The sequence below is a fragment of the Streptomyces sp. Y20 genome, from assembly GCF_043195475.1.
Classification (GTDB): Bacteria; Actinomycetota; Actinomycetes; order Streptomycetales; family Streptomycetaceae; genus Streptomyces.
The window spans coordinates 187,425-212,638 of sequence record NZ_JBIDDP010000012.1 but is presented as its reverse complement, the minus strand read 5'-3'; the positions used below and the strand labels follow the sequence as shown (position 1 = coordinate 212,638).

General features: G+C 74.0%; 2 protein-coding genes (1 of these 2 only partly in view). Both read left to right on the top strand.

Annotation, left to right across the window (positions count from 1 at the left end; all coding sequences use genetic code 11):
- On the top strand, positions 1–24,576 hold the 3' portion of the coding sequence (locus ACGFT1_RS27375; RefSeq protein WP_373911649.1) for a hypothetical protein. The gene continues 26,259 nt to the left of window position 1, outside the view; the window shows 24,576 of its 50,835 coding nt (coding positions 26,260–50,835); the start codon falls outside the window, past its left edge; it ends in the stop codon at positions 24,574–24,576.
- Complete coding sequence (locus ACGFT1_RS27370; protein ID WP_373911648.1) at positions 24,573–25,214, top strand: type VII secretion system-associated protein; 642 nt, start codon at positions 24,573–24,575, stop codon at positions 25,212–25,214. Before ACGFT1_RS27375 ends, ACGFT1_RS27370 begins: the two co-directional genes overlap by 4 nt.

Below are 25,214 nucleotides of genomic sequence, written 5' to 3'. Positions count from 1 at the left end.
CCCACCGCCGTCGTGGAGTTCGACGTCCGGGTGGAGACCCGGGGGCTCGGCGGACGCGGCGGCCCCGAGACATGGCTCACCGCCCGGGTGCGCATGCTCGCCACCGACGCGGACCGCCTCGGACTGCGGCCCCGGAGCCCGGCGGCGTCGGCCGCGGACCGGACCGCCGCGGACCCGGACGTCCTGGCCAGGAGCGCCACCGGCCGCACCCTGCGCCTGCCCGCGCTGTTCCGTGACTGGCTGCCGCCCACGAGCCGCGTCGGCCGCCTGGACGGCACGGCCGTCGAGCGGGTACGGCTGCGGACGCTGCGGCTGGTCGACGACCACTTCCCCGGGTTCCTGGCCGGCCGCGACCCGTGGCGGGACGTCCCCGTCCCCGAGGCCGCCGCGCTGCCGGCCGGTGACGCGCCGCTGGAGCACCAGGTCCGCAACCAGCTGGCCCTGGACGAGGCACTGAGCGAGACCGGCCTGACCCGCCGCATGCACCTGATGGCCGGCCCGGGCCACACCGTGGTGCTGACCCGGACCGGTCCCGGCGCGGTGGAGCGGATCCGGGTCACCGTCCGCGCCACCGTGAACCCGGACGACTTCACCTACGTCCGCTCCCGGCGCGGGCAGACGGACGTCTACTACGGCTCGTACTTCGACCTGACCGCCTCGGCGACCCGGCAGTGGAAGCTGGCCGCGGGCGTCGAGCTGCCGGTCACCGGCCTGCTCCCGGAGGCGGACGGGTCCGCGGAGGCCGCCGGTGGCCGCCTCGCTCCCGGCCTCAGCTGGAGCCGCTCCGTCACCGAGGCCGGCGGCTTCTTCGCGGGTGGCGCCTCCGGCGGCGGATCGCTGTGGCTGTCCGAGTTCAGCGGCACGGTGCGTCTCGACGTCAGCGTCGAGCGGATCACGGGTCCGGGGCGTCCGGCACCCGCCCCCGCCGCGTCCGGCCCGCTGCCCGTGGAGGCCGGCCTGGTCGTCCCCGAGGACCTGGTCATGGAGGACGACGGCAGCGGCCGTCTCCTGCGCACCCTTGACCTGGAGAGCGCGTTCGACGACAGCGGCACGGCCGTCAGGACACCGCGCACCACCGGGGACCGTCCGGCACTCGCCTGGACTCCCGAGGGCGGCCGCCTGCCGCAGGACGTCCTGCACATGGTGCGCACCGACCACCTCCTGCCCCACATCACCGACCTGCTGCGGCAGACCGGCGTGCCCGCACTGGACCCGCTCGACGAGGCCGCGCTGCACACCGCCGTGACCGGACTGGGGCCCCGGGTGCGGGACTTCGCCGGAGCCCCGTACCCGCTCTGGACCCGGCCGGTCGGCCGCAGCTCTCTCGGCCTGCGGCAGTGGGTGGAGGTCTCGGTGCAGGCCACGGCCGGCCCCCTGACCGCGATCGGGCAGAGCGAGCACGCCTACCTGTACGACCACACCGCGGGCACCGCCATGGTCCGGCACACACAGACCGACGACACCCTTTCCCTGTACGCGGCCCTCGGAACGTCCCTCAACTTCACCCCCGGTGCGGAGGCGGAGGGCAACCCCGTCGACGTGCACGTCTCGGACATCAACCGCGACGGGGTGGAACACAGCTACGGGCTCCGTACCCAGGTGCCCGGGGACCGGGCGGCGAGCGGACAGAGCGACCGGGTCGACGTCACGACCGGCGCGCACGTGTGGGCCGACGCGCCCACCACCTTCCGCGTCACCGTGCGCCGCTGGTCCGATCAGCAGCACGGTGTCCTCGGCCGCTTCGGCCCCCGGCGCGGCTCCCGGCAGGAGACCACCGGCGAGCCGGTCACGGCGCCCGGACTGGCGCTGATGCGGCGTGAGCCGGCACGGGAGCGCGGACTCGTGGCGGCACCGGCGCCGGAGCCGGTCACGGCCCCGGACACCACCACGGCGGCGCGGACGCCGGCGCCGGAGGCGCCGGCACTGGCCCCCGCCAACGTCCTGCGCGGTGACGGCTTCGACCACACCGCACTGCTCGCGGTGCCCGACCTGCGGCCGTTCGTGCGCGACCTGCTGCCCGCGCTCCGCCAGGCGCTCTCCCGTGCGCACGCCGACGCGGTGGAGGCCGAGCTGTGGAAGGTGGCCGCCCAGCAGGGAACCAAGGCGCTGCTGGAGACCATGCTGGTCGGCCTGCCGATCCTGGTGCCCCACCGGCACGAGATCTGGACCACGATGGCCCGGGTCACCCTCACGGCCAGGCTCACCGCCCCGCGGGCGCTGGGCCAGGAACCCGGCGGGCACGTCCTGGAGGGCAGGAACGTGCGCTCCGTCGAGCGCGCCGGCCCCCCGGCCGGCCACGGGAGCGGCGACCTGCGGTCCGCGTACACCGAGCACCGCTCCCTGGTCGACTCCGACGCACCGCAGCGGGCCGAGTCGGGCTTCGCGCCCGCGGTCGGCCACGCCTCGTCCCCGGGCGGGCAGGCGAGGACGGGTCACCAGACGAGCGCCGCCCTTGCGCACACCACCCGGCCCTGGACGACCGCGTTCGACGTGGAGGTCACCGCCCGGCTGGACGCGTACTGGGCCCTGAGCGCGGCGTCGCCCGGCGTCGGCATGGCCCTGCCGCTGATCGGGCGGCACCAGCACCACCTGCTCGGGACCCGGATGCTGCCCGGCGCGCTGCGCCTCGCCTACCGGGAGGAACTCACCCAGCCCCACCCGCGTCCGGCCCCGCGCCCGCCGGCTCTGGTGGAGAAGGCACCGGCCGCGTACGAACGCCGGGGAGTGCGGCTGACCCCGGAACTGCTCCGCGAGGCCTATGTGGGCACCGTCGGCGGCCTGGGAGCACTGCGGGCGGCGGCCGAGGACCTGTTCGCGGCCCGCGGGCTGGGCACCGGCGCGTCCCCGGCCGCCAACTCCTGGCAGGGCGGTCTGTTCGTCCTGCGCTCCCAGATCGCGGCGGTCTTCAGCCCGCCCTACATGAGCCAGTGGTTCCTCGACCTCGCCGGGCAGGGCACCCTCCACGAGCCCGTCACCCTGCCGGGTACGAGCAACGACCAGCACGGCCACCTGGAGATCACCGCCGACATCCGGGGACTGCGCGAGTCGGCACCGCGCCCGGAGGGCGGCAGCACGCTGCCCGACACGATCGTCCGGGACGACCACCGCTCGCTCACCGGGACCTCGGGCACCGTCGGTTCGGGGGCCCGGATGGCGAGTGCGCTCAGCGCGGGCACCCTCACCGGGACGGAACGGCTCCAGCAGGACCACCGCCCGTTCTCCCGGGTGGAGGCGACGTCGATCACCTGGCACCTCGTCCACCGGCCGGTGAGCGGCACGCCCCGAGCGGTCGACGTGACCGTCACCGACGAGGCGGCCGTCTTCTACGTGCCCACCGGGACGCTGGAGACGCTGCTCGCCCGGGACGGCGACGCGGCTCACGCGCGGCCCGTGCCGGACAAGGGCAAGGCGCGGCAGGAACCGGCGGAGCAGGATCCCGCGGAGCCGGCCGCGACCGCGCGCTCCACCCCCGAGGAGGAGGCACTGGCCTGGCAGGAGTACACCGACGCGGCCCTCGAACTCTCCCGCGCCGAGTCGGCGCTGGACGCCCTGACCGCCCACACCAGCGCGGGCGCGCCCCCGGTGGCCGTCGACCGCGTGACGACCGCCCGCAGGCGACTGGCGGAGGCGGCGGCGGCCACACAGGCCCTGCCACGGCGGTCCACGCCGGAGCCGCCCACCGAGGAGGACCTGAGGGCGCGCCCCCGGTTGCTCGGCGGCAGCCCGCTGGACCGCTTCCGGGAACCGGCGGACGATCACGTCTCCCACCGGATCGTCTTCGCCGCCGGCACGATCGTCGGCCGCGCCTATCTGGGACCGGCCGACTGGGCGGCCCGCGCGGGTGACTGGGCCCGGTACGACCCGGCGACCACCGGTGTCTACATGCGTCAGCGGCAGCCGAACCGGCTCGACCAGGTGCCGGAGCCGGTGCCGTGGCGCGAGCCGGGCCAGTACTACCTCACCTCGCACTCCAACGAGGCCCAGTTCGCCATGGAGGACGCGGCGGGCGACCGGCGGCGGCTGTACGGCGCGGAGCTGGCCGCCGTGCTGCGGCGGCGCCCGAGCCTGCGGGAGCTCAGGGCGCAGAACCCGGGTGCGGGCGTGGTGATGGTCGCCTGCGACGCCGGGGCCCTCGACGACGGCCTCGCCCAGCAGACGGCGGACCACCTCGGCGCCACGGTTTACGCGCCGACCACCGTGGCGGGGATGTACCGCCCCACCGTGCCGGCCGAGGAACCGGGCGGTCCCGCCCGGGAGCTGCCCGCCCGCCCGTACGCGAGCGGTCCGGACGGCCGGTACCGCGTATTCCGTCCGCGCCCGCACGAAGCGGTCAGCGTCATGTTCACGAGCGGCACGAAGGTGGCCGCCGAGGACCTTCTGGTCATCGACCGCCTGGCCGCCGAGACAGCGTCGGCCGCGCCGGCGGCCCGGGGCAACCCGCGGCTGAAGCCGGTGGTCACGGTCACCGGGTACGCGAAGGGGCGTTTCCCGGACAGCAAGGGCATCAACACCGGCCGGCAGCGTGCCGAGACGGTCGCCGGACTGTTCCGGCAGAGCCTGGCCCGCCACCTCGCCGCCCGGCAGAACGGCCAGGCGGAGCCGCTCGGCACCGAGGCGGTCGTCGTGCTCGCGCTCTCCCGGGGCCAGGATCTCCCGGCGGAGGACGTCGCCACCGGTCAGGACCGTTCCGCCCTGCTCAGCCGTGCGACGGTCACCCTTCACGTGCCGCGGCCGCGGCAATCCGGACCCGCGCGGGACCGCGAGGCGGTCGCGGCCCCGGGCCGGAGGGGCTTCTCCGCTCCCCGCCCGGAACTCGACAGCAGTGACGCCGGCCCGCCGCACCGCTTCCGCGCGCCGGAGGACGACATCACCAGCCACCGGATCGTCTCCGACGCGGGCACCGTCGTCGGGCGGGCGTTCCACAACGAGCAGGACTGGGCCGCCCGCGCGGAACACTGGGCCGCCTACGACCCGGCGTCGGACACCACCTACCTCCAGGTCGGGCCGTGGTCAGATGTCGAGGCGCCGGTCCCGTGGGCGGGCGACAGGCACTACTTCGTGTCGGCCCACGGCCACGGGGGCATCCTGGCCGTCGAGGACGCGACGGGTGGCGAGCGGAACCTGCACGGCGCGCAGGCGGCGGCGATGCTGCGCCGGCGCCCCAGCCTGCGGGAGCTGCGGGCGCGGCACCCGCAGGCGGGCGTGGTCATGGTCACCTGCGAGGCCGGCGCCTTCGACGACGGCCTCGCCCAGCAGCTGGCGGACCACCTCGGGGTCACCGTCTACGGGCCGACCACGTCGGTCGCTCTCATGCGCACCCCAGGGGGGCCGGCCGCCCGTCCCTGGCTGAGCAGCGTCGACGGCGTCGCCGAGTACCGCACCTTCCGCCCCCGCCCCGACGCCGCGACCACCGTGTCGTTCGCCGACGGCTCCAGCGAGCCGGCCCCCGGGCAGCAGACGGTCGTCGACGACCTGGCCGCCGACACCGTCCGTACCGTGCTGTCCGGCGTCGGCACCCCCAAACTGAAGCCCGTCGTCACGGTCACCGGCTACGCCGCCGGCACCGACACGGACCCCGAGGGCCACGACACCGGCCGCCGACGGGCCGAGAACGTCGCCGCGGCCTTCCGGAGCGCCCTGGCCGGCCACTTCACCGCCCTCGGCCAGGACGGGGCGGCACGTGCGGCGGCCGTCGTGGTGCTCGCGCTCTCCCGGGGCCGGGACGTCCCGGACGACGACCTGGCCGGTGCCCAGGACCCGGCCGCCCTGCTGCGGCGCGCCACGGTCACCGTCCACGTGCCCCGCACCCCCGCCCGGCCGCAGCAGCCGGCGACGGCCGAGGACGACGAGTTCGGCGGTTATGACCAGGATCTCGAGTACGGGTACAGCCGCGTCGACCCGGAACTGCTCAACGCCCTCCCCTCGGGTGCGGACGATCCTGTCTCCCGCCCGATCGTCTCCGGGACGGGCACGGTCGTCGGCCGCGCCTACTTCAGTGAGGCGGACTGGGAGAACCGTTCGCCCGACTGGGTGCGCTACGACCCGTCCGCGACCGATGTCTTCATGCGGCAGCGGCAGTTGTACGACGAGTACATCCCCCAGCCCGTGCCGTGGTCCGGGTCCGGCCACTACTTCGTGTCGTCCCACGCCCACCAGGCCCAGTTCGCCACCCAGGACGCGGCGGGCGACCCGCGGCGGCTGTACGGCGCGGAGCTGGCCGCCGTGCTGCGCCGCCGTCCGAGCCTGCGGGAGCTGAGGGCGCGGCACCCCGACGCGGGTGTGGTGATGGTCGCCTGCGAGTCGGGCGCCTACGACGACGGCCTCGCCCAGCAGGTGGCCGACCACCTCGGGACCACGGTGTACGCGCCCACCGGCCTGGCGGCGCTCGACGGAGTCGCCGAGTACGGTTCGGCCCGTCCCTACGTGACGAGCGCCTACGGCTCGGTCCCGGGCGACTACCGTACGTTCCGCCCCCGGTCCGCCCCGGCCGCCACCGTCGTGTTCGCCGGGGACTCCGGTGAGATCCGGGCCGACCAGGTGCCGGTCATCGAGGGGCTGGCGGCCCGGGTGGCGGCGGACGCCGTGCCGGGGCCGTCGGAGCCGCGGCTGCGACCGGTGGTGACCGTGACCGGCTACGCGGCAGGGCAGGACGCTGACGCACTCGGCCTGGACACCGGTCGGCAGCGTGCCGAGACGGTCGCCGCGTTGCTGCGCACGTCCCTCGCCCGGCGCTTCGCCGCGCTCGGACAGCAGAACACGGCAGGAGGGGAGCCCGTGGTGGTCGTCGCCGTCTCCCGCGGCCAGGACCTGCCCGAGGACGACCTGGCCACCGGCGAGGACCGGGCGGTCCTGCTGCGACGCGCCACGGTCACCGTCCACGTCCCCCGGGTGCCGGACCTCGGCGAAACGTTCGACGACGAGGACCTGGGCGAGATGTCCTTCGGGCCGCCGGGCGGCGGCCACCCCGACAGTTCCGACGAGGACTCGTCGGCCGGTCCCCAGCGCTCCTACTACGCTCTGACCGAGGAGGCGCCGGCGCCGGCCACCGCCCGGACCGAGGCGTCCCCCGTCCCGCCCGGTGCCCTCGCCGAGGCCCCGCGCCCGCGTCCGGAGCACCCGTGGTACCTGGACCACGGCCCGCTCGGTCACGCCTCCGTCAGCGACACCGGTACCTTCGACGACGCGGGTGCCCGCGCCTGGGCCCGGCAGGTCGCCGCCGCACTGCCGCACCCGGAGCTGGCCGCCGACGTCGAGAACGCGCTGCACACGATGCTGGCCACCACCGACCGGCACGCCTGGGACGACCTCCTGGCCCACGGTGTGACGCTGGCCTCCCACGGCCGGCTGGTGTGGCTGCGCCCGCTGCTCACGGACCTGCGTCCCGCCGAGGCGACGGAGTCGGCCGTACGCGAGTACAACGTCCGGTTCGCGACGACCTCCGGGAGCGGGGCACGCACCCGCGAGCGCACGTTCGGCGCGGACTCGGCCCTGCTGCTCGGCCTCAGCACCGCCTCCGCGGTGGCCTCGTCGATGATCCTCGGCGTGCCGCAGTTCCGGGCCGAGTCGGCGGCCGGTCGCTCCGAGACCCAGCGGCGCAACGTCATCTCCGGGCGGACGCTGTTCATCGGCGGGAACAAGCCGTTCCTGGCCGGGCTGCGGGCGGAGGTCTTCGTGGACGGTGTCCGGCACCGGCCCGACGCCGTCTTCGGGCGGGGCCTGCGGGTGGAGTTCCCGGGCGAGTACACCGGCGCCGGCGCCCCGCGTCCCGACATGGCCGAGACCGCCGCCGCCCTCCCACCCGGCGAGGCACGGCTGGGACCCGACCGGGTCGTGCTCAACGCCGTCGACATGGGTCCGCCGGTCGCCGCGCTGCACCGCGAACTGCTGGGGGCCGGGCTGAACGCCACCACGGCCGAGCGGTTCATGGCCCATGCGCGGGACCTGCTCAACGAACGGACCGCCCGCACGCGCAGCCGGTGGTGGCTGACCAACGGCGACATCTCCGGAGAGGTGTACCTGCCGGGCGGCGCCGGCCGGCGCTCGTTCCGCGGCCGGCTCAGGGTGCGGGCCCAGATCGACGGCCTGGAGTTCGCCGGGATCACCGACGGCGTCCAGATCCGCGAGGACCTCGGGGGCGGCGCGGCGCGGGGTCTCGGCCGGGCGGGCAGCGGCAGCGCCGGCATGTCCTTCGGCTACAACGCGTACGGCTTCGCGATGCCGGTCACCGACGGCGCCGCCGCCCCGGCGGCCAGGGGCCTGCTGCCGCTGTTCGGCGTCGGGTTCGACCGCGGAACGAGCAGCGGTCTGTCGGTCACCTCGCAGACCCTGGGACACACCGTCCTCAACTTCCGTGAGACCCAGGCCCGCTACCGGGCCCGGCTGCGGCTCACGGTCACCGTCGAGTCCGCGACCCACCCGCGCATCGGTGCGGTGTCCGAGGTGACCGAGGCGGAGATCGGGGTGCCGTGGCGCGACGGGCACGGCGCGGCCGGCTTCGAGACGCGCGTGCTCGGTGCCGTACGCACCCCCGAGCTCGTGCCGTTGCCGGAGGAAGCGCAGGACCGCCCCGAACCGGTGCAGACCTCCGCCCCCGTGCGGGAACTGCTGCGGCTGTCCGGCACCGCGCCGGTACGGGCGATGGAACCCCCGCGGCCCCCTGCCGCCGGCCGGCGGCAGCCGGACTCGGCACACCCGCCGGAAGCGGGCCCCGCCGAGCCGCCGGCCCTTGCCGCGCGGCGCGGCCTCGGCTTCGCCACGGCCCTGGACATGGCGGGCTCGGAGGTCGTCCAGGACCAGCTGAGCTGGGCGCTGAGGGAGATGGTCCCGCCGGCCGTCCGCCGTTCCGCCGACTGGACGGCGGTGGAGGCCCAGCTCGCCCTGCACTTCGGCAGGCCCGCGCTGGAGGGCCGGCTGCCGCTCGAAGAGACCGTGCACATGGTGACCGTGGGCGGGGAGCGCTACCGGGCGTCGGTCAAGGCCGTCCTGCGCGACCGCAGACCCGGACGCAGCTATGCCATGACCGTCAACGCACGGGCCGCCCGCACCGAGACCGTCACCGGGCAGCGAGGCACCGAATGGGGTGCCGTGGCCGGCGCGGGCGGTGGCGTACTGGTGCCGCTCGGCGGCTCGACACGGCTCCGGATCGGCGGCCTGACGGTCCGGGGCGGATTCGACCGGTCGCGGGAGGAGCAGTTCACCGCGGCCAACACCGTCTACCGCCGCACCGAGACCGAGGGCGACGTCGACGAGCACGTCTACGACACGGTGTACGAGCTGTCGCTGCGGCCGGAGAACCCGGCCCGGGCCCGGCGGGGTGAGCGCTGGTGGATAGAGCGGCCGTACCTGACCACCACGATCGTGGTGCCCCGCCAGAGCGCCCCCGCCCAGCCGCGCGAGAGGATCCCGGCCGCCGAGGTGGGCCGCGTCGCGTTCCTGCGCGCCTGGCCCGCGACCACCCGGACGGAGGTCGACTTCACCCGGGGCGGCACCGGCGGCGTGTACCCCGCCTTCCTCGTCATGCCCGAACTGACGCGCCTGGCCGCCACGGGATACGCCCGGCTGGCCGGACTGCCCGAGAGGTGGCTGGCCGACTCCGCCAACTGGCCCCAGGAGCTGGCGGAACTGACCGACGCGGCGTCTCTCGCGGCGCGCCTGGGTGCCCTGACCGGCCCGGACGGAAGCGGCGCCGTGCTGCCCAAGCGCGACGGATGGCGCTACGAGGTGCGGTTGAGGCTGCGCGCCCTCTCGGCGGAGGACCTGGGCGAGACCGCCGGCGACACGGAGATCGAGCAGTACGCGCAGTCGACGGACCGGCACGCCCGCGCGGAGAGGACCGGGTGGCAGGTCGGCCTGAACGCGAACGCCGGACCGCAGATCGGCGTCGGTGCCCTCGCGAGCGGGGGCTCGCACCACGAGGGTGCGTCCGTACTGGCCCGGCAGGAAGGCGCGGAGGGCTCCGCCCACGAAGGCCACCGGCCGGGCGGAGCCGGCCTGCGGGCCGTCGCGCTGGCTCAGACCGGGGCGCGGTGGGCGTGGGGCCGCGGCCGGGAACGCCTGCGGGGCACGGTGGAGATCAGCCGCGCCACGTACCGGGAGAAGACGCACGTCATCCAGGCATCCCCGGTCTTCGAGGTGACCGTGGCGCGGTCCAGGGGCAGCAAGCGCGAGGAGTCCGTCCGCTATCTGCGGGTGGAGCACGGGCTGGAGATGCTGGTGCCCGCACGCCGCGTGCCGGACCTGCTCCCGCCGCGCACCGCACCCGTTCCCGCCGCGGGGACCGCCCCGACCACCGGGGCGGGGGCGGGGGGCGGCACACCGACCGTACTCGACGACGCGCCGCAGGCCGGACCCTCGCACACCGGGCGGACGGAGGCCGGGCGGACGGAGGCGTCACCGTCCCAGGCCGGACCGGTGCGGCCCGGTCCGTCGTCTTCGGCCCCGTTTGGCGAGCCGCTCGCCCGTACCCACCTGCTCGGCCGCCCCCTGCCCGGCGCCGCCCACGTGGAACGGCTGCGCGCCGACGACGTGCTGCCCGCGATCGTGGAGCGGCTGGACGGACGGGGCGCGCTCGGCCGGGGCGGCTCGGCCCGCGAGCACCTCCTGCGGGCGCTGCGCGCCACCTTCTCCTCGGACGCGCTGCAGACCCAGTACACGGCCCTGACGGGTACCGGCGTCGCACGGTGGTTCCCGGTCAGCGGCCCCTTCGGCAGCACCCGGTACGTCTGGGTCATGGTGAGCGCCGACCTGGCGGCGCCGCACGCCCACCGCTCCCGCCCGAAGGTCAAACTCACCCTGCGCTCCGAAGGGATCACCGAGGAGAAGACCGGCGGCGAGCGCTCCTTCCACGCCGGTGCCGGGCTCAGCGCCCGCTTCCGCATCGGTGACCACGACGGCCACGGCGGCACGGAGTTCGAGGCGTCCTACGGCATGAGCCGGGAGCGGTCGCACGAGACCGCCCGGCAGACCGTGGACATCGCCCGGGCCAACACCCGTGAGGGCTCCGAGGAGTTCGAGCACGCCCTCACCTTCCGCATCCGGATGGGCGCGACCACCGAGCCGCCCGCCGCGCTGTCCGTGCCGGCGCAGGCCGTGCGGGACGCGGTCCTGCGCGTGGCGGCGCTGGTACGGGGCCGCGACTCGGCCCGCCGGAGCGACCCGGTGCGGGTGTGGACCTGGCAGGACGACGGCCTCGGCGACCGTCCGCCGGTCACCGGTGACGTACGGCTGCTCGTGCCGACGCACCTGACGGTCCCGGCCGGACAGCCGGTGCCGCCGGTCGTCGCACCGGTGCGGCCCGAGGAGGCGCCGGCGTGGACGGCTCCGCTCGCGGAGCGGTCCACGGCCCTGCCCGAGGCCCTGACCGACTTCATCCACCCGTGGGACGTGCCGGCCGCGCACGCCGTACAGCGGTGGGCCAAGGCCGCGGCGCACCGGTCGGTGCGCGAACCCGACCTGAACCGCGACAGCACGTGGGAGGTGCCCGGACTCGACCCCCTCACCCCGGCCGGCGTGAGCTACGACCACCACACCTCGACCACGATGCTGCGGGCCAACGTCGCGCGGCTGCTGCGACACCGCTACCAGGTGCCGGTCGGCGGACGCACCGTCACGGTCGGCTTCGAACTGACCACGGCAGAGGTCGTCGGCCCGGTGGAGGGCGTCGAGTTCAAGGCGCGCCGCTACCAGCAGGACCACACCAGCCCCAAGAGCGAGCGGAGCAGTTCCCGCGGCGGTGTGGTCTCCGTCGGTCCCGAGGCGGGCGGCACCGCGCACGGTGACCGGATCTTCGACCGGATGACCCTCGACGTGTACGGGGTGCGCACCGGCCGCAAGGAGGGCTTCGAGGCGGGGGAGACCCGGGAGTCCAACCGGGAGGCCACCCGCAGGTACCGCCACTACCGGTTCGGTGTGAGGGTGGTGGCACAGCTGGAGAACGGCGCCCGCCGGGCGCTCACCGTCACGGTGCCCGACGGTCTGTACGCGATGCTCCCGCTGACCGGCGACGGCCACCTGGCCGGCGGGCTGGAGCAGGCCCTGCCCCACCTCTTCCCGCCGCCCCGGCCCGCCGACAACCCCCAGGGGCCGCCGCCCGGCGAACCGGTCGAGGTGCATCCCGCGGCCCGGACGATCGGCATCCCGCGCGCCGAACTGCCGTACGTCCCCGAGGTCGTGCGGACCCTGCGGACCCTGGTCGAGCGCACGGGACAGAGCGTCCCCGAGGCCGTCTGGGACCAGCTGCCGCAGCGCCTGCTCGGCAACTACCGCTATCTGGTGCCGGGCGAGGGCGACTTCGCGAACGCGGGGCTCCTCGTCCCGCTGGGCGGTGCCGAGGCACTGATCACGCTCGACCCGCGGAGCCCGAGGACGCTGGGCCACCCGGCCGCCTCGTACGACGTTCCGTCGGCCCTGGAAGCCATCCCCGAGGAGCCGGAGCCCGCCGAGTCCGCCGCGTCCGCGTCCGACGCTCCGTCCGGGCCCCTGGGCCTGGTACCGGCGCGCGATGCCGCCCCCGAGCGGTTCCACGCCAACCAGGCGATCAACGCCTCGTACCTGACCGGTGCCCACGTGCAGACCCACTCCGGCCCGACGAGCGCCACGCGGGGCGGGATCTCGATGTCGTACGGGATCGGTCTCGGCCCCGGCGTGCTGGAGGTCGCGCGGGCCGGCGCGGGTGTCTCCGGTACGACCAACGCCTCCATCCGGTCCACGAGTTGGGTGGGCGACGCGGAGGGCGGCCATGTGGAGCTGGCCAACGCCGACTCCACGATGGTCGCCTACCAGCCCCACTGGACGGTGCGCGTGCGCACGGACGCGCAGCGCCGCTGGGAGGACGTCCCCCCGGTCGAGGTCGCGACGGAGGGCGACCGACGGCTGATGCTCTATGTGCCCGAGTACTACCTCCGGCAGGCGCCGGAGCAGGTCGTCGCGACAGGAACCGCAGGGCTGGAGCACCGGCTGCCGGCCGTGTACTACGCGTCCGGTCTCACCGGCCTGCCCGCTCTGTTCGACCGGATCGTCGCCGCCGCGCGACAGCAGGGGCTGGAGCTTCCGGTCGGCAGTGTGCCCCGCAACGAACTGCTGCAGAAGCTGTGGAATCTCGACTCCCACCTGGACGCGGCCGTCGGTGACGCGCACGGCTACGCCTTCGCCCTGCACGACCGGCACGGCAGGCCGGTCGCGACCGTCCAGGTACGCACCCTGCGCCCCTCGCGCGGTACCCGGGTCGGTGCCACCAGCGACAACGCCCCGATCGAGAACGTCAGGACGGCGATCGACGGCACCAGCGGCGCTCACACGATCGGCAACTCCACCACGGTCAGCCTGCCGTCGGCCGAACTCGACCTGGCCCCGCTGCCGTTCAAGCATCCCGACGCAGGCCTCGGGGTGAGCGCCGCGCTGGCGATGACGTGGTCCAACTCCAACGGCGTCAGCGCCGGCCGTACCGGCCTGTGGGTCGTGGTGCCGCGGTTCACCGGGCACACGGCGGCGTACCGGCTGGAGCTCGTCCACAGCGCGGTGGTGGCGGTGCGTGGCGGCGCGGAGCCGGTCGAGACGCCGTCCGTGTCCGGCCAGGGCCTGGTGCGGGTGCCGGAACCCGAGGCGTTCCGGTACGGCTTCCCGGTGGACCGGGAGGCGCTGTCGACGGACGGCGGTACCGCACCGCCCGCCCGCAGCGCGGAGACCGGCGAGGCAGCGGCGATCACGGAATCGGGTGCGGCGACGCCGGTCGCCGGATCCGGTGGGTCGGCGGCGGTCGTGGAGGCCCGTGGGGCGGCGGCCACGGAGACCGGCGAGGCGACGGCGGTCACCCCCGTGCCGTACGAGCCCGACCGGATCCGGGGCACCGTCCGCCGTCCGGACGAGCACGTGGACATCCCGCCGCATGCCGCCGAGGGGCACGGCATCGGCATGGGCATCGTCGAGTTCGACGAGGAGACGGTGCGCAAGCTGCGCGACGGGCTGACGCGGGAACTCGTCCGGCTCGGTTTCCTGCCCGCAGACGAGGCGTCGCCGCTGACCGCGGACCGCTGGTGGAGGCACGCCGACGAGCTGGACAGCCGGCTGGAGAACCTGGAGAAGCTGAGGAAGTGGGTCTCCGCGAGAGGACTCGAGGGATACCACGACCAGCTGCACCAGGGGGGTCTGACCTTCCACATGTACCGGCCCCGCGGCGCCCTCGGTGTCGACGTCGACCTGGACGCCGTGAAGATCACCATCAAGGCGGCCCCTTCGGCCGGCATGGCGCCGGAGTACCTCGGCTCCACCGACGAGATGGCCGTGGTCAACCTGGCGATGGGCATGGACACCGCCGGCCAGTCCAGCGGCGACGGCAGGTCGATCGCGCTCAGCTTCCGGCTCAAGGCCCTCACCAACCAGCTCAGGGGGGCCGTCACCGGCTTCGACGTTCGGCGCGGGGTGGGCGCCACCGACAGCGTCTCCTTCCTCAACAACCGCCCCGAGCTGCTGGAGTACCCCGGCACCGTCCACAAGCACGCCCTGTACGTCGACCTCACGGCCACCCTGGAACTCCAGCACAGCGGCTTGCAGGGCCGGATCCGGCCGGGAGCGCGGGACCCGGAGCCGATCAGGCTGACCCGGCAGCGGACCGTGGCCTACCTGCCGCCGCTCGGCGGCCTCCAGCACCCCGGCAGGACGTCGCTGCGCCGCCACACACCCGCCTCGGTGCTCGACCGGGCGGTGGTCTACCACGTCGACGCCACCGGCCTGCGCGACGCGGCCACGACGGTGCTGGGCGAACTCACCGGCCCCCAGGGGCAGGCCGACCAGGAACTGACCTCCTTCACCAACACCATCCAGGTGCGGGCACACCTGAAGGAGATCCTGAACGGGCGCTACACCAGCGACCAGTTCTTCGACACCGGTTTCCGGAACACCTTCGGCGCGGTCGACGTGCGGGGCCGTATGGGTCCCTCCGCGTTCGCCGGGGCCACCAAGGACAAGTTCGTCCTGGGCGTGATCAGTCTGTGGATGACCCAGACCAACAGCACCGGCGCCTCGTCCGCCGGCGTGTCCTGGGCGCAGGCCGGTGCGACCGTCGGCGGGGCGGCGGGCGGCGCGTCCGTCCAGGGCGAGGTGGGCGCCTCCCGGAGCTGGCAGTGGAACACCTCGTCCAGCCAGGGACGCACCGGTGCCAAGGAACTGATCCAGCTCGACTTCAACCGCGCGTACGCGTACCGCACCACCGTGGACTTCACGGTCTTCAGCCACCTGGAGAAGACCGCGAAGCTGCTGCCGGGCACGTACCGGTCCGACCGGCGGGAGGTAAACGGCCGCACGGTTCTGTACCTGCTGTCCGAGCCGGAGGCACTGGAGCAGTACGCCAGGGACATCGTCCCGGTCTCCGACGAACAGCTCGTCGACGTCATGAACCGCTGGTACCGCGGCGAGGTCAGGCTCAGCGGCAACACGGTCGCGGGCCTGCTGTCGCGCTGGGTGCTGGACACCCCCGGTCCGGAACCGGCTCTCGACCAGCTCGCCGAGAGCCGCACCGCCCTGGCGGACCTGCTGGCCCGGCTGCACGAGGACAACGCGCTGGTGGTGCTGGACCAGCGGACCAGAACCGTGTTCAACACCCGGTTCGGGCATGCCCTGAAGGAGCCGGCCGGTCCCTTCTCCCAGGTCGGGTTCCCCGAGTACCTGACCCGGCAGGACCCGGGCGGCCGGATCCTGGGCCACAGCGGGGTCCACGCGTTCGGCTACCGGGACGGCCGGTCGACGTACGACATCGTGCGCGCACAGGTGGAACGGGTCGCTCCCGGGCTGCTGGCGTCCCGGCCGGAGTTGTGGACCGGTTCCGGACGCAGGGTCGGCAGGCTCCAGGGTGCCGTGAACATCCTCCAGTCCCTGCTGGCCGAAGGCCGCGACTCCGCGATGCTGGAGGACCTCCTCTCACCGAACGGCCATACGTTCTACCTGGTCAACCCCATCGGCTGGCTGCTGTCCGACGTCGTCGAGATCAACCTGACCGCCACCTTGGACTCAGGCCCGCGGGTGTACGACTTCCGGCCCGGCACCGGTCTGGAGAACTACGGACACGGCTATGTGAGCACCGCGGCCACCACCTCCCGGGACGCCTCCCAGACCTTCACCGCCGGCAGGCTCGGAGCCGGTGAGACGCACACGTCCCACAGCGGCGGGATCGGCGTCGGCCAGGGAGCCCACCGGGGTGTCACCTCGGCCACCACGGAGGTCGCGGAGCAGACGGTGGCCGCGTGGAAGGGCGGCGTCTACCTGGCAGCCTTCGACCACACCCTCACCGTCCGGGTCCGCCGCCTCGACATGGCCGGCCGGCCGTTGAACAACTGGCTGACCGGGCTGTACCGCGGCCTGTCCACGGCCCGCTCCACCACCGGCACCACGAGCGTCCCCGGTGTGCTCGAGCTGCAAGTCCCGCGCGGCCTCGGCGAGTTCCGGCCGCTGTTCGGACCACAGGCCGACCGCGACCTGCGGCCGCTGCCCGCGCTGCCCGGCGACGCCTACGTCACCGGCGTCCTGCTGGACGACGCGCTGCCGGCCGCCCTGAAACTGATGACGAGGCTGTTCGGCCCCGACGCGGACGGCGCGCGGGTCCGCACCAGCCTCACGCTGCGGCAGCTGATGAGCCGCGGTCACCTGACCAACCACCTGCTCCCGGCATCGACCGGCCGTCGCCACCGGCTCACCGACGCACTGCACGTGCCGGGCCACTCCCGCGAGCAGGCCAGCCTCGACATCGAGGGACACCTGTTCGACCTGCAAGTCATCGGCCCGGTCCACGGCACCGGAACCGGCCGCTACAGCAAGCACCAGAGCGGTACGACGGTCAGCGCCGGCCACGACCACTGGCGCCCCTCCGCAAGCGCGGGCACCTCCGCGTCCGGAGTCCTGCACCCGCACGACCCGGCGCAGACCCCCGACGGCCACGCCTACCCGCCGTACACAGGGTCGGGCGGCGCGTCGGCGTCCTGGAACACCGGCAGCGGCCTGGCCGGCGCGGGCACCGAGAACTACCGGCGCGAACAGCACATCAAGCAGCAGGGCCCGCTCCACCTGGTGCGGGTGCGCGGTCGCTACCGGCTGGTGGCCGAGCGGTACACCCGGCACCTGCTGCGGCCGTCGGCCTCCGAGCACGGCACTGTGCACAGCGACCCGTTCACCGGTGATGTGTACGTGCAGCTGTTCGAGTCCGAGGTCGAGGAGCTGATGGGCCGCCTGGGGCAGAGCTCTGCCCCGTCCGCCCTCGACGCCGCGCGCTGGGCCGACCTGGACGACGCCGAGGCCTTCGACCTGGGTGCGCTGATGGAGGAGGCCGCGGACGAGCCGGGCATGGCCCCGGCCCGGCTGTACCAGACGGTGGCCCGGCGGGTCCGGGCCGCGTCCGCCGACCCGCTGGACGCGGTGGTGCTCCGCCTGGACCGCACGGCACTGGACGCCCGTGCCCGTGGCGCCGCCCTGCGCTGGGCGGTGCGCACCCTCCGCGCCGACCTGGCCGCCGCCCGGTCGCTGGATTCCACGATCGAGGAGCCCGAGAGCCTGGCCCGGTACGCGCGACTGCTGGACGAGGACCGGACGGAGCAGCCGCCCACCGGCGGCGACTCTGCCGATGCGGTCGTCGGCGATGACGACCGGGTCGATGAGGTCGTCGGCGACGACTCCGTCGACGCCGTCATCAGGGAGGTCAACCGGGTCCGCACGGCGCTGACCACCGGGGAGGGTCCTCTTCCGGCGCCGGCCCGGCTGCCGCTGCTGCTGACGTTCACCGCTGTGTCCATGGACCACCTGGCCCGCGACGTCGCCCATGAGCTGGACCTGCCGGTCCGCCTCGACATCACCGGACCGGGTGACCGGACCGTCAGCCGCTGGGCGGAACCCTCCGGCCGCGTCCACCCCTTCCACCCGCTCGCGCCGGAGGCGGCCGACACGGCCGGGCTGACCGTCGAGCAGGCCGAGGCCGCCGGACTGCTCACCTCGGTGTCCCGCACGGCCATGGAGCAGCTGGGGCTCGACCAGGCGGCACTGGGCGCGTTCCACCGGGAGCCCTGGCGGCCCGGCCTGACCCTCGACCACGTGGTCCGCACCGTGATCGAGGACCGCCTGAAGCCCCTCCACCCCGACCTGCCTGACCTGCTGTACCGAGCATGGGCGGTGTCGGAGCGGCTGGCGGCGCAGCACACGGCCGGCGCGGTCCGCGAGGCCCGGCGGGCCCTGAACTCGCTGCGGGCACTGGCACGCGAGGTCCACGACAGCGAGGACGGCGCGGCTGGGCGGCTGAACGACATCCTGGCGCGCACCGAGGCGCTCCTCGCACCGCACCTGCCCGCCGACGTCCCGCTGACCGAAGAGGACCGGGAACGCCTCGGCCTGGCCTTCCGGCTCAGGCCCGGCCACGCGGCGGTGGAAGCCCTGGAGGACCTCCTGCTGGCCGCCGGACCCGGCGCCCGGTCGCTGGTGGTGCCGGAAGACCCCGCCGGGGGCACCGACGGCCCGGTGTACGCGGTCAACGACCGGGGCCGGGTGGAGTGGACCGGCGCGAACGGCCGCGTGCTCGGGGAGGCACCCCGGCTGACCGGCATGGTGGCGTCCATCGACCTCGATGCGAGTGGACGTCTGCTCGACCCGCCCCGGCAACTGCTGGACCTGGGCCCGAACGCCGTCCGCTTCCCGCAACTCGCGCTCGGCACCGACCTGTCCCGCCTGCTGGAACGCAGGGACGAGCCGCGCCCGGGCCGACCCGTCCCCGGACATCGCCGTCGGCGACCGGACGCCGTGGGGCGTCGCCGCCGCGCGGGCCACGATCAGCGCGCGGTGGGCCGCGACCAGTCCGACCTCGGGAACGCGCCGCGGACCGCGACGGCGAACGCCGCGGGCCGTGCCGACGCCGCCCGAACCGGTGATCAAGGCGTTTCCGACACGCCTCCCTCAGTCGACTACACCCTCATCGCGCCCGGCGAATCGGCGACAGTCAGGGAAAGCCATCCAGAGGAAATACTCTGGCACTTCTCGGACATGCAGGATCCGGGTTCGATTCTGGCCAACGGGTTTTCGGCTCGCAATATTGAGGCCGGCCTCGGACTGTCCCGGTGGGTCCATAATATTCTTCCGTCGCAATTCATAAGCACCACGCGCAACAGGTACATGTCGCGCGATCATACCGTCTACCACGATCGCCGCTATCGATTCAAAATCGAGTCGGCTCGTAACTCCGATCGAACTGGCATCGACATAGGTGCCACTCTCGGAGGCGAGTATCAAGGGGTGTTCCACGAAGAACAAGAGGTGGCGTTCACGCGCCGCATCGATCCGGAAGCCGTCGTGAGCGTATACGATGAGAAAGAGGACAGAACGGGAAGATGGAATAAGGCAACAAAGCAGGTGGACTGGGTCGCTGGGAACTGGCAGAACCCCTTCGGACCTGATGATTTCAATCATGGCGATCATCTCGAACTCACCGCTGCCCTGACTCGCCCACTGTCCACCGACGAGCAGGCGCGCGCGCATCAATTCGCTACAGCCGTGCTTCAGGCCGCCCAGAACGGCCCGGTCGTCGTGTCCATGGAACACGCGCCCTCTTCCCCTCACCAGGAATCCGCACAGTCGGTCATGGAAGAGTTCCTTCGCGCGGATCTGGAGCACCTGCAACGCGACCACGGGCATGCCCCATATGCGATTGCTTACCGCTCCCTCCCCGCAGTCTCGTCCCTGGCTGAAGGCGTGCGCCTCAGGATCGAAGGGCGCTTGCACGTTGATCAGCACATTGCATCCCAAATGGGATTCCACTTGCGTGGCTCTCTCCAGGTGGACCCTGACTCGGTGGTCAATCTCCTCCTGGAACATGCGGGCAGCGGCAGTCCCGTGACGGGTCTGGAGAGCAGGTTCAAGCAGCTCACCGGAAGAACCCTGACGCAAGCAGTCGGCCAGGCGGCCGAAGACATGCTCCTGGACGAGGGTGCGGCACAGTTCATGTTGTCCACCATCGAGGCGGGGCAAAGAATGGCGAGCCAGTCGGATGGTCGGCCGGCTCCGGAGCACGACGGCCATACTTCGTTGGGGATCACCTCGCCAACTCACCGGAGAGAGCCTGATTCTGCAGTCGCCGACGAGGCCACAAGTCAGTCGTCCGGCGAAGTTGACACCGACCGGTGGATCCCGTTCGGTGGAGAGAACGAGGCTTTTTCATTCCACCGAAATCCTGACGGCAAGTCCATTGTCACCCGGCCGGTGTCCTCGGGTGAACGCACGCGAGTCGCCTACTCCTGGACCTGGCACCTCGATGCATCGGGCAACGAGCGGCTGCGATTGGCCAGGCGTTTGCATCTGCAGGCAGCGGATGCAAGCCTGCCCCAGGTCGAGAACCTCAAGAGGGAAATACAGCGGACACTTGACACCAGGGTCAACGAACCGGGCTATCGGGTACCGGTACCAGGGCTGTCCGCCGATCCGGGCCCGGTACTCCAGGTCGAGGTGCAGTTCGTAGCCGAAGCCGACGACGCACATGACGTCATCCAGGTTCGCGCGGGCCTACCGTCGACGGCCCGGGAAATGGTCCAGAACATCTGGTTCACAGGCTTCAGGCCCGAAGCGCATGTACACGAGATCCTGCACGGCCTCGGCATCTGGGACGATCAGGCACCACCTCACGCGCTGCTCACGCCAGGCGGCCGCAACGAGCAGGAAGTCGGCGAAGGCGCGGCCAGCTTCATGGGACCGTTCTCCGGTGAGAACGAGTGGAAGAAGCCCGTTCTGACGCCTGATCACCTGCGCCAGATCGGTGCGGTCCTCGCACCGCATGCCCAGATGCCACCGCCTGTCTCACGGTCAGTGCCTGCGGCACAACCGGCAAACGGCTCTGCGCCCGCGCTCGCACCCGAACGCGTCGACCTCGACCAGGCCCGCGCGGCGTTCGAGCAAGTCCCCCTCCCCGGAATCGGCCGCGCCCCCGACTCCCCGCACGAGCAGGAGGTCGCCTTCACCGGCAGCATCAGCCCGGAGGCGGTCGCCAGGGTCCACGACCACGACAACCGCCTGACGGGCACCTGGGGCCCCGGGGCCGAGCGGGTCGTGTGGACGCCGGGGGACACGGCCGCGCCGGCCGCCGGCCGGCGGCTCAGCGACGTGGCGCCCGGACTGCCGGAAGGCTGGGCGGAGCCCGTCGCCACCGTGGCCGGCGACCACCGAGGATCGCCGGATACGCGGGAGGCCGATTCCGGCGCGGACCCCGAACACCGACAGGGACGGAGCGACGGCGACGCAACGCTCGGGGACGGAACCGGGTCCGCGGTCCTGTCCTCCGACGCGCCCTCGGATCAGGACCTGCCGCCGGCACGAACGGCCGGACCGGCCCTGTCCGAGCCGCCGGCGCGGGTGCCGTGGCAGCGGAGCGTTCCGGTGCCGGACGCGGTGCCGATCGTGGCGGACGCGGGCACCGGTGGCGCCCTGGGGCTGGACTTCCGGCCCGCCGGCGCCCGCCCCCTGGACGTGGCGGCGCCGAGCGGCGACGAAGTGGCCACGGCCTCCGCGGACAGCCGGTCGCCGTGGTCCTCCGCCTCCGCGCCGGCACCGTACTTCGTGCTCGCCGGCGGCACCCACCGGTCCGTCCTGGTGCGTACCGCGACGGAGCCTCAGCCGATGCGTCCCGTGGAGTTCGCGGACCATCTGGGGGCCCGGCCCGAGGTGCGGGCGCTGCCAGCCGACGTGCCCGTCGTGCTGGTCATGTCGCATGGCGGCGCGGGCGGTCTTGAGCTGCCTCGCCTCATCGCCGCCCGTACCGGCCGCACCGTGTGGTCGTACACCGGGACGGTTCGGCCCCGGCTCTCGACGGACAGCGCAGGCAGGCCGGGCGTGGTGGCCGACGGTGACGGCCGGCCAGGAGCGCGGTGGCTGCGCAGCCTGCCCGACGATCTGCTCACCGCGTCGGATCGGGAGCGGGCGAGCGTGGTTCCGCCGGAGGCCGGCCGGCTGACAACCCTGAACGGCCGGTCGGTCGCCGACACGGACATCGTGCAGCACACGATCCAGGACGACCGGAACAGGCCGTTGGGACGCGCCTGGATGACGCCGCAGGACTGGGCCGATGACTTCGCCGCCCGAGCCGTCAACCTGGGAACCCGGAGATCCTCCCGCGTGCGGGACCGCGCCGACGGCAAGCGGGTTCCCCGGCCCGACTCGGTCCGGACGCTGCCCTGGAAACGGGACCTTCCGGGGGTCACCCCCTACTTCTTGATGGCTCACGGGGCCACGGGGCATGTGGTCGTGCCCACCACGGCCGGGACCGTCAGGGTGGATGGGACGAACGTCGGGAGGTTCCTCAAGCGTCGGCCGAGCCTCAGCCGGCTGCCGTCGGAAGTCCCCATCGTGCTCACCGCCTGCCTCACCGGAGGCGACTCGGGCCAGCCGGGCCGGAACGTGGCGCAACTGGTGGCCGACGAAACCGGCCGCGTCGTGTACGCACCCACCAGCAGGGCGCTCGGCAGCCTGGAGCTGGTGGCCGAGAACCCCGTTGAGGCCCCGGAGTGGCTCGCCTTCCGGCCGAGGCGACCGGACACCGACGGGCCGGCGCAGGCGTCCGCGCCGCAGGGGCACGGCACGACCGCACCGGTGAGGCAGGCGGTGGCCGATGTCCCGGCGACCCGGACGGCACCCTCCTCGCCGGCGCACCCGCCGGCCGGTGAGTCGCGGCACGTCGTGCGGTTCGCCGAGCACGCCGAGGTCCTGTCGGCGGAGCAACGGCAGGACCTGCGCCGGTTCGCGCAGGAGGTGGCGCGCCTGGCTCTGGAGGATCACCGGGCCGGGCTGCCCTGGCCACGCCTGCGGGTCGAAGCCGGAGGCAACGGCGGTGTGCTGCCGCTGCCGGGACGGGCCGACGCGGCGATGCGGACGAGTGCGCGGCGGGGCGAGGCGGTGGTGGCCGAGCTGCGGCAGGCGGTGCGCGAGGCGCTGCGGGCGCTTCAGCCCGGTGACGGTGCCGCGGCGGTCATGGACGACTCCCACTTCTTCGTGGTTCCCCTGGGGCGGGCGGCCGGACGCGACCTCCCGCAAGACGCGGCCGAAAGCCGTGAAGGACTGCGGCGGCGGGCCGTGGTGACGGTCGTACGGTCCGAACCGCAGGCCGACACGCTCGGGCTGCCGCTGGGGGACGAACCCGCCTTTGCGGACTCCGCTTCGCTGGATCCCGACGCGCCGGCCGGTCAGGCCGGGCCCGGGGCGCGGTCCGCCGCTCCGGAGTCAGTGGCCTCCGAGCGGAGCGTTCCGGTGCCGGACGCGGTACCGGTCGTCTCGCGCCGGCACACTCGCGGGGACCTCGGTCTGGACTTCCGGCCCGGCAAGGTCCGCCGCCCGGACGTCCAGGCGCCGCCCGAGGTCTGGACGACCTACGTGCCCGGGCCGGCCGGCCCCGAGGGCAGTCGGACCTACCAGCCGGAACGACCCCCGTGGTTCTCGCTCTCGCCGTCGGCGCCGGTGCCTTACCTCGTGCTGGCCGACACGGCGTACGGAGCCGTCCTGGTGCGTACGGCGCAGGGCGGCGGCGCGATGCGTCCGGCCGAGTTCGCGGACCACCTGGCGGCACGGCCCGAGGTACGGGGGCTGCCCGCCGACGCGCCGGTCGTGCTGGTGATGTCGCGCGGCGCTGCGGGCGGCATGGAACTGCCGCGCCTGGTGGCGGCGCGCACGGGCCGTACCGTCTGGTCGCACACCGGGGAGCTGGAACTGCTGCCCTCGCCCGACGGCAGCGCCACGCGGATCACCGCGGTGGGCGAGGGCGCGGGCGAGGCGTCCGGGCGGTGGCTGCGCAGCCTGCCCGACGACCTCGGCGCCGTCGCGGCCGAGGAGCGCGCCCACGTGCTGCCGCCGCGGGCCGCACGGCTGACCTCACTGGACGGCCGGCCGATCGCCGGCGTGGACATCGTCCACCAGACGATCCAGGACGAGCAGCACAGGCCGCTCGGCCGGGCCTCGCTGGCGCCTGAACAGTGGGCCCGCGCGGAATACGCTGTGCGGGCGCGCAAGCTCGGGGCCAGGAGCACCTCCGCCCTGTGGGACAACGTCGACGGTACGTACGTACCGCGGCCCGGCTCGCGCCGGGAACTGCCGTGGCGACGCGACGGGGAGACCGTCACCCCGTATTTCTTCATGGCCCACGCCTCGACGGAGTTCGTGGTCCTGCACACCGGGTCCGGGGAGGCCCTGGTGGACGGGACGAACCTCGGCAGGTTCCTGAAGCGCCGGCCCAGTCTGAGCCGGTTGCCCTCGCGCGTCCCGATCGTGCTGGCCGCCTGCCACACCGGCCAAGCCGCGGGGCCGGGCCCGAGCGTGGCACAGACGGTGGCGGACGAGACCGGCCGTGTCGTCTACGCGCCTACGGTCCGCATCGAGACCGCACTGCAACTGAAGACCTTCAGTCCCCGGGAAACCGGTGAATGGCTGGCCTTCCACCCGAGGCGACCGGAGACCGGCGCGTCCGCCCCGGTGCCTCCCCGCCGCCCGGAGCAGCGCTCGCACGAACGGCCCCGCACCGGAACCGGACACCGGGCCCGAAGCCGTCACCGGGGCCAGGACGACCGACACGGAGGAAACCGATGACGAACGCCGACGACGCACGGACGGCGCCCGGCACGGCAGCGCGGGATGCGCCCCGGGAGACCGGGGACCTGCGCGACGCGCCCGGGATACCGGCCGAGCTGCGGGCGGCCGCCGGGCGGGCGCCCGAGCACTGGCTGGGCATGGTGGACCCCGCCTGGTCCGGCGAGGGGCCGCCGCCGTCCTGGGCGGTGCGGGGGGAGTGGCGTTCGGACGCGGCGGGCGAGATCGTCGAGTGGCGGGAGAACGAGGAGTACCGGCCCTCCCCGTCGGAGCGCGGCTGGCCGCCGCCGACCGACGAGGTCGACGAGGCCATCCAGCTCGCGGTCACCGGCTACGGCCCGGCGGAGGAGGTGACGCGGCGCATGGCGGAGGCTGAGGTGGCCGTACCGGTCGACGCCGACGGACGGCCAGTGCTGGCCGCCACCCCGGACGGCATCCCCGTCATCCCCGTCCACACCTCCGCCGGGCAGCTCGACGCCCTGGGACGGCTGGCCTACGACGCCGTGCCGGTCACCCTGCTGCTCGACCTCCTGGAGCCGGAGCAGCGCCTGCTGGTCAACCCCAGCGGCGCGGCCAGTCTGCTGGTGGAGACGGACGCGCTCCGGCGGGCGGTGGCGGAGGAGCGGTCCACGGACTGA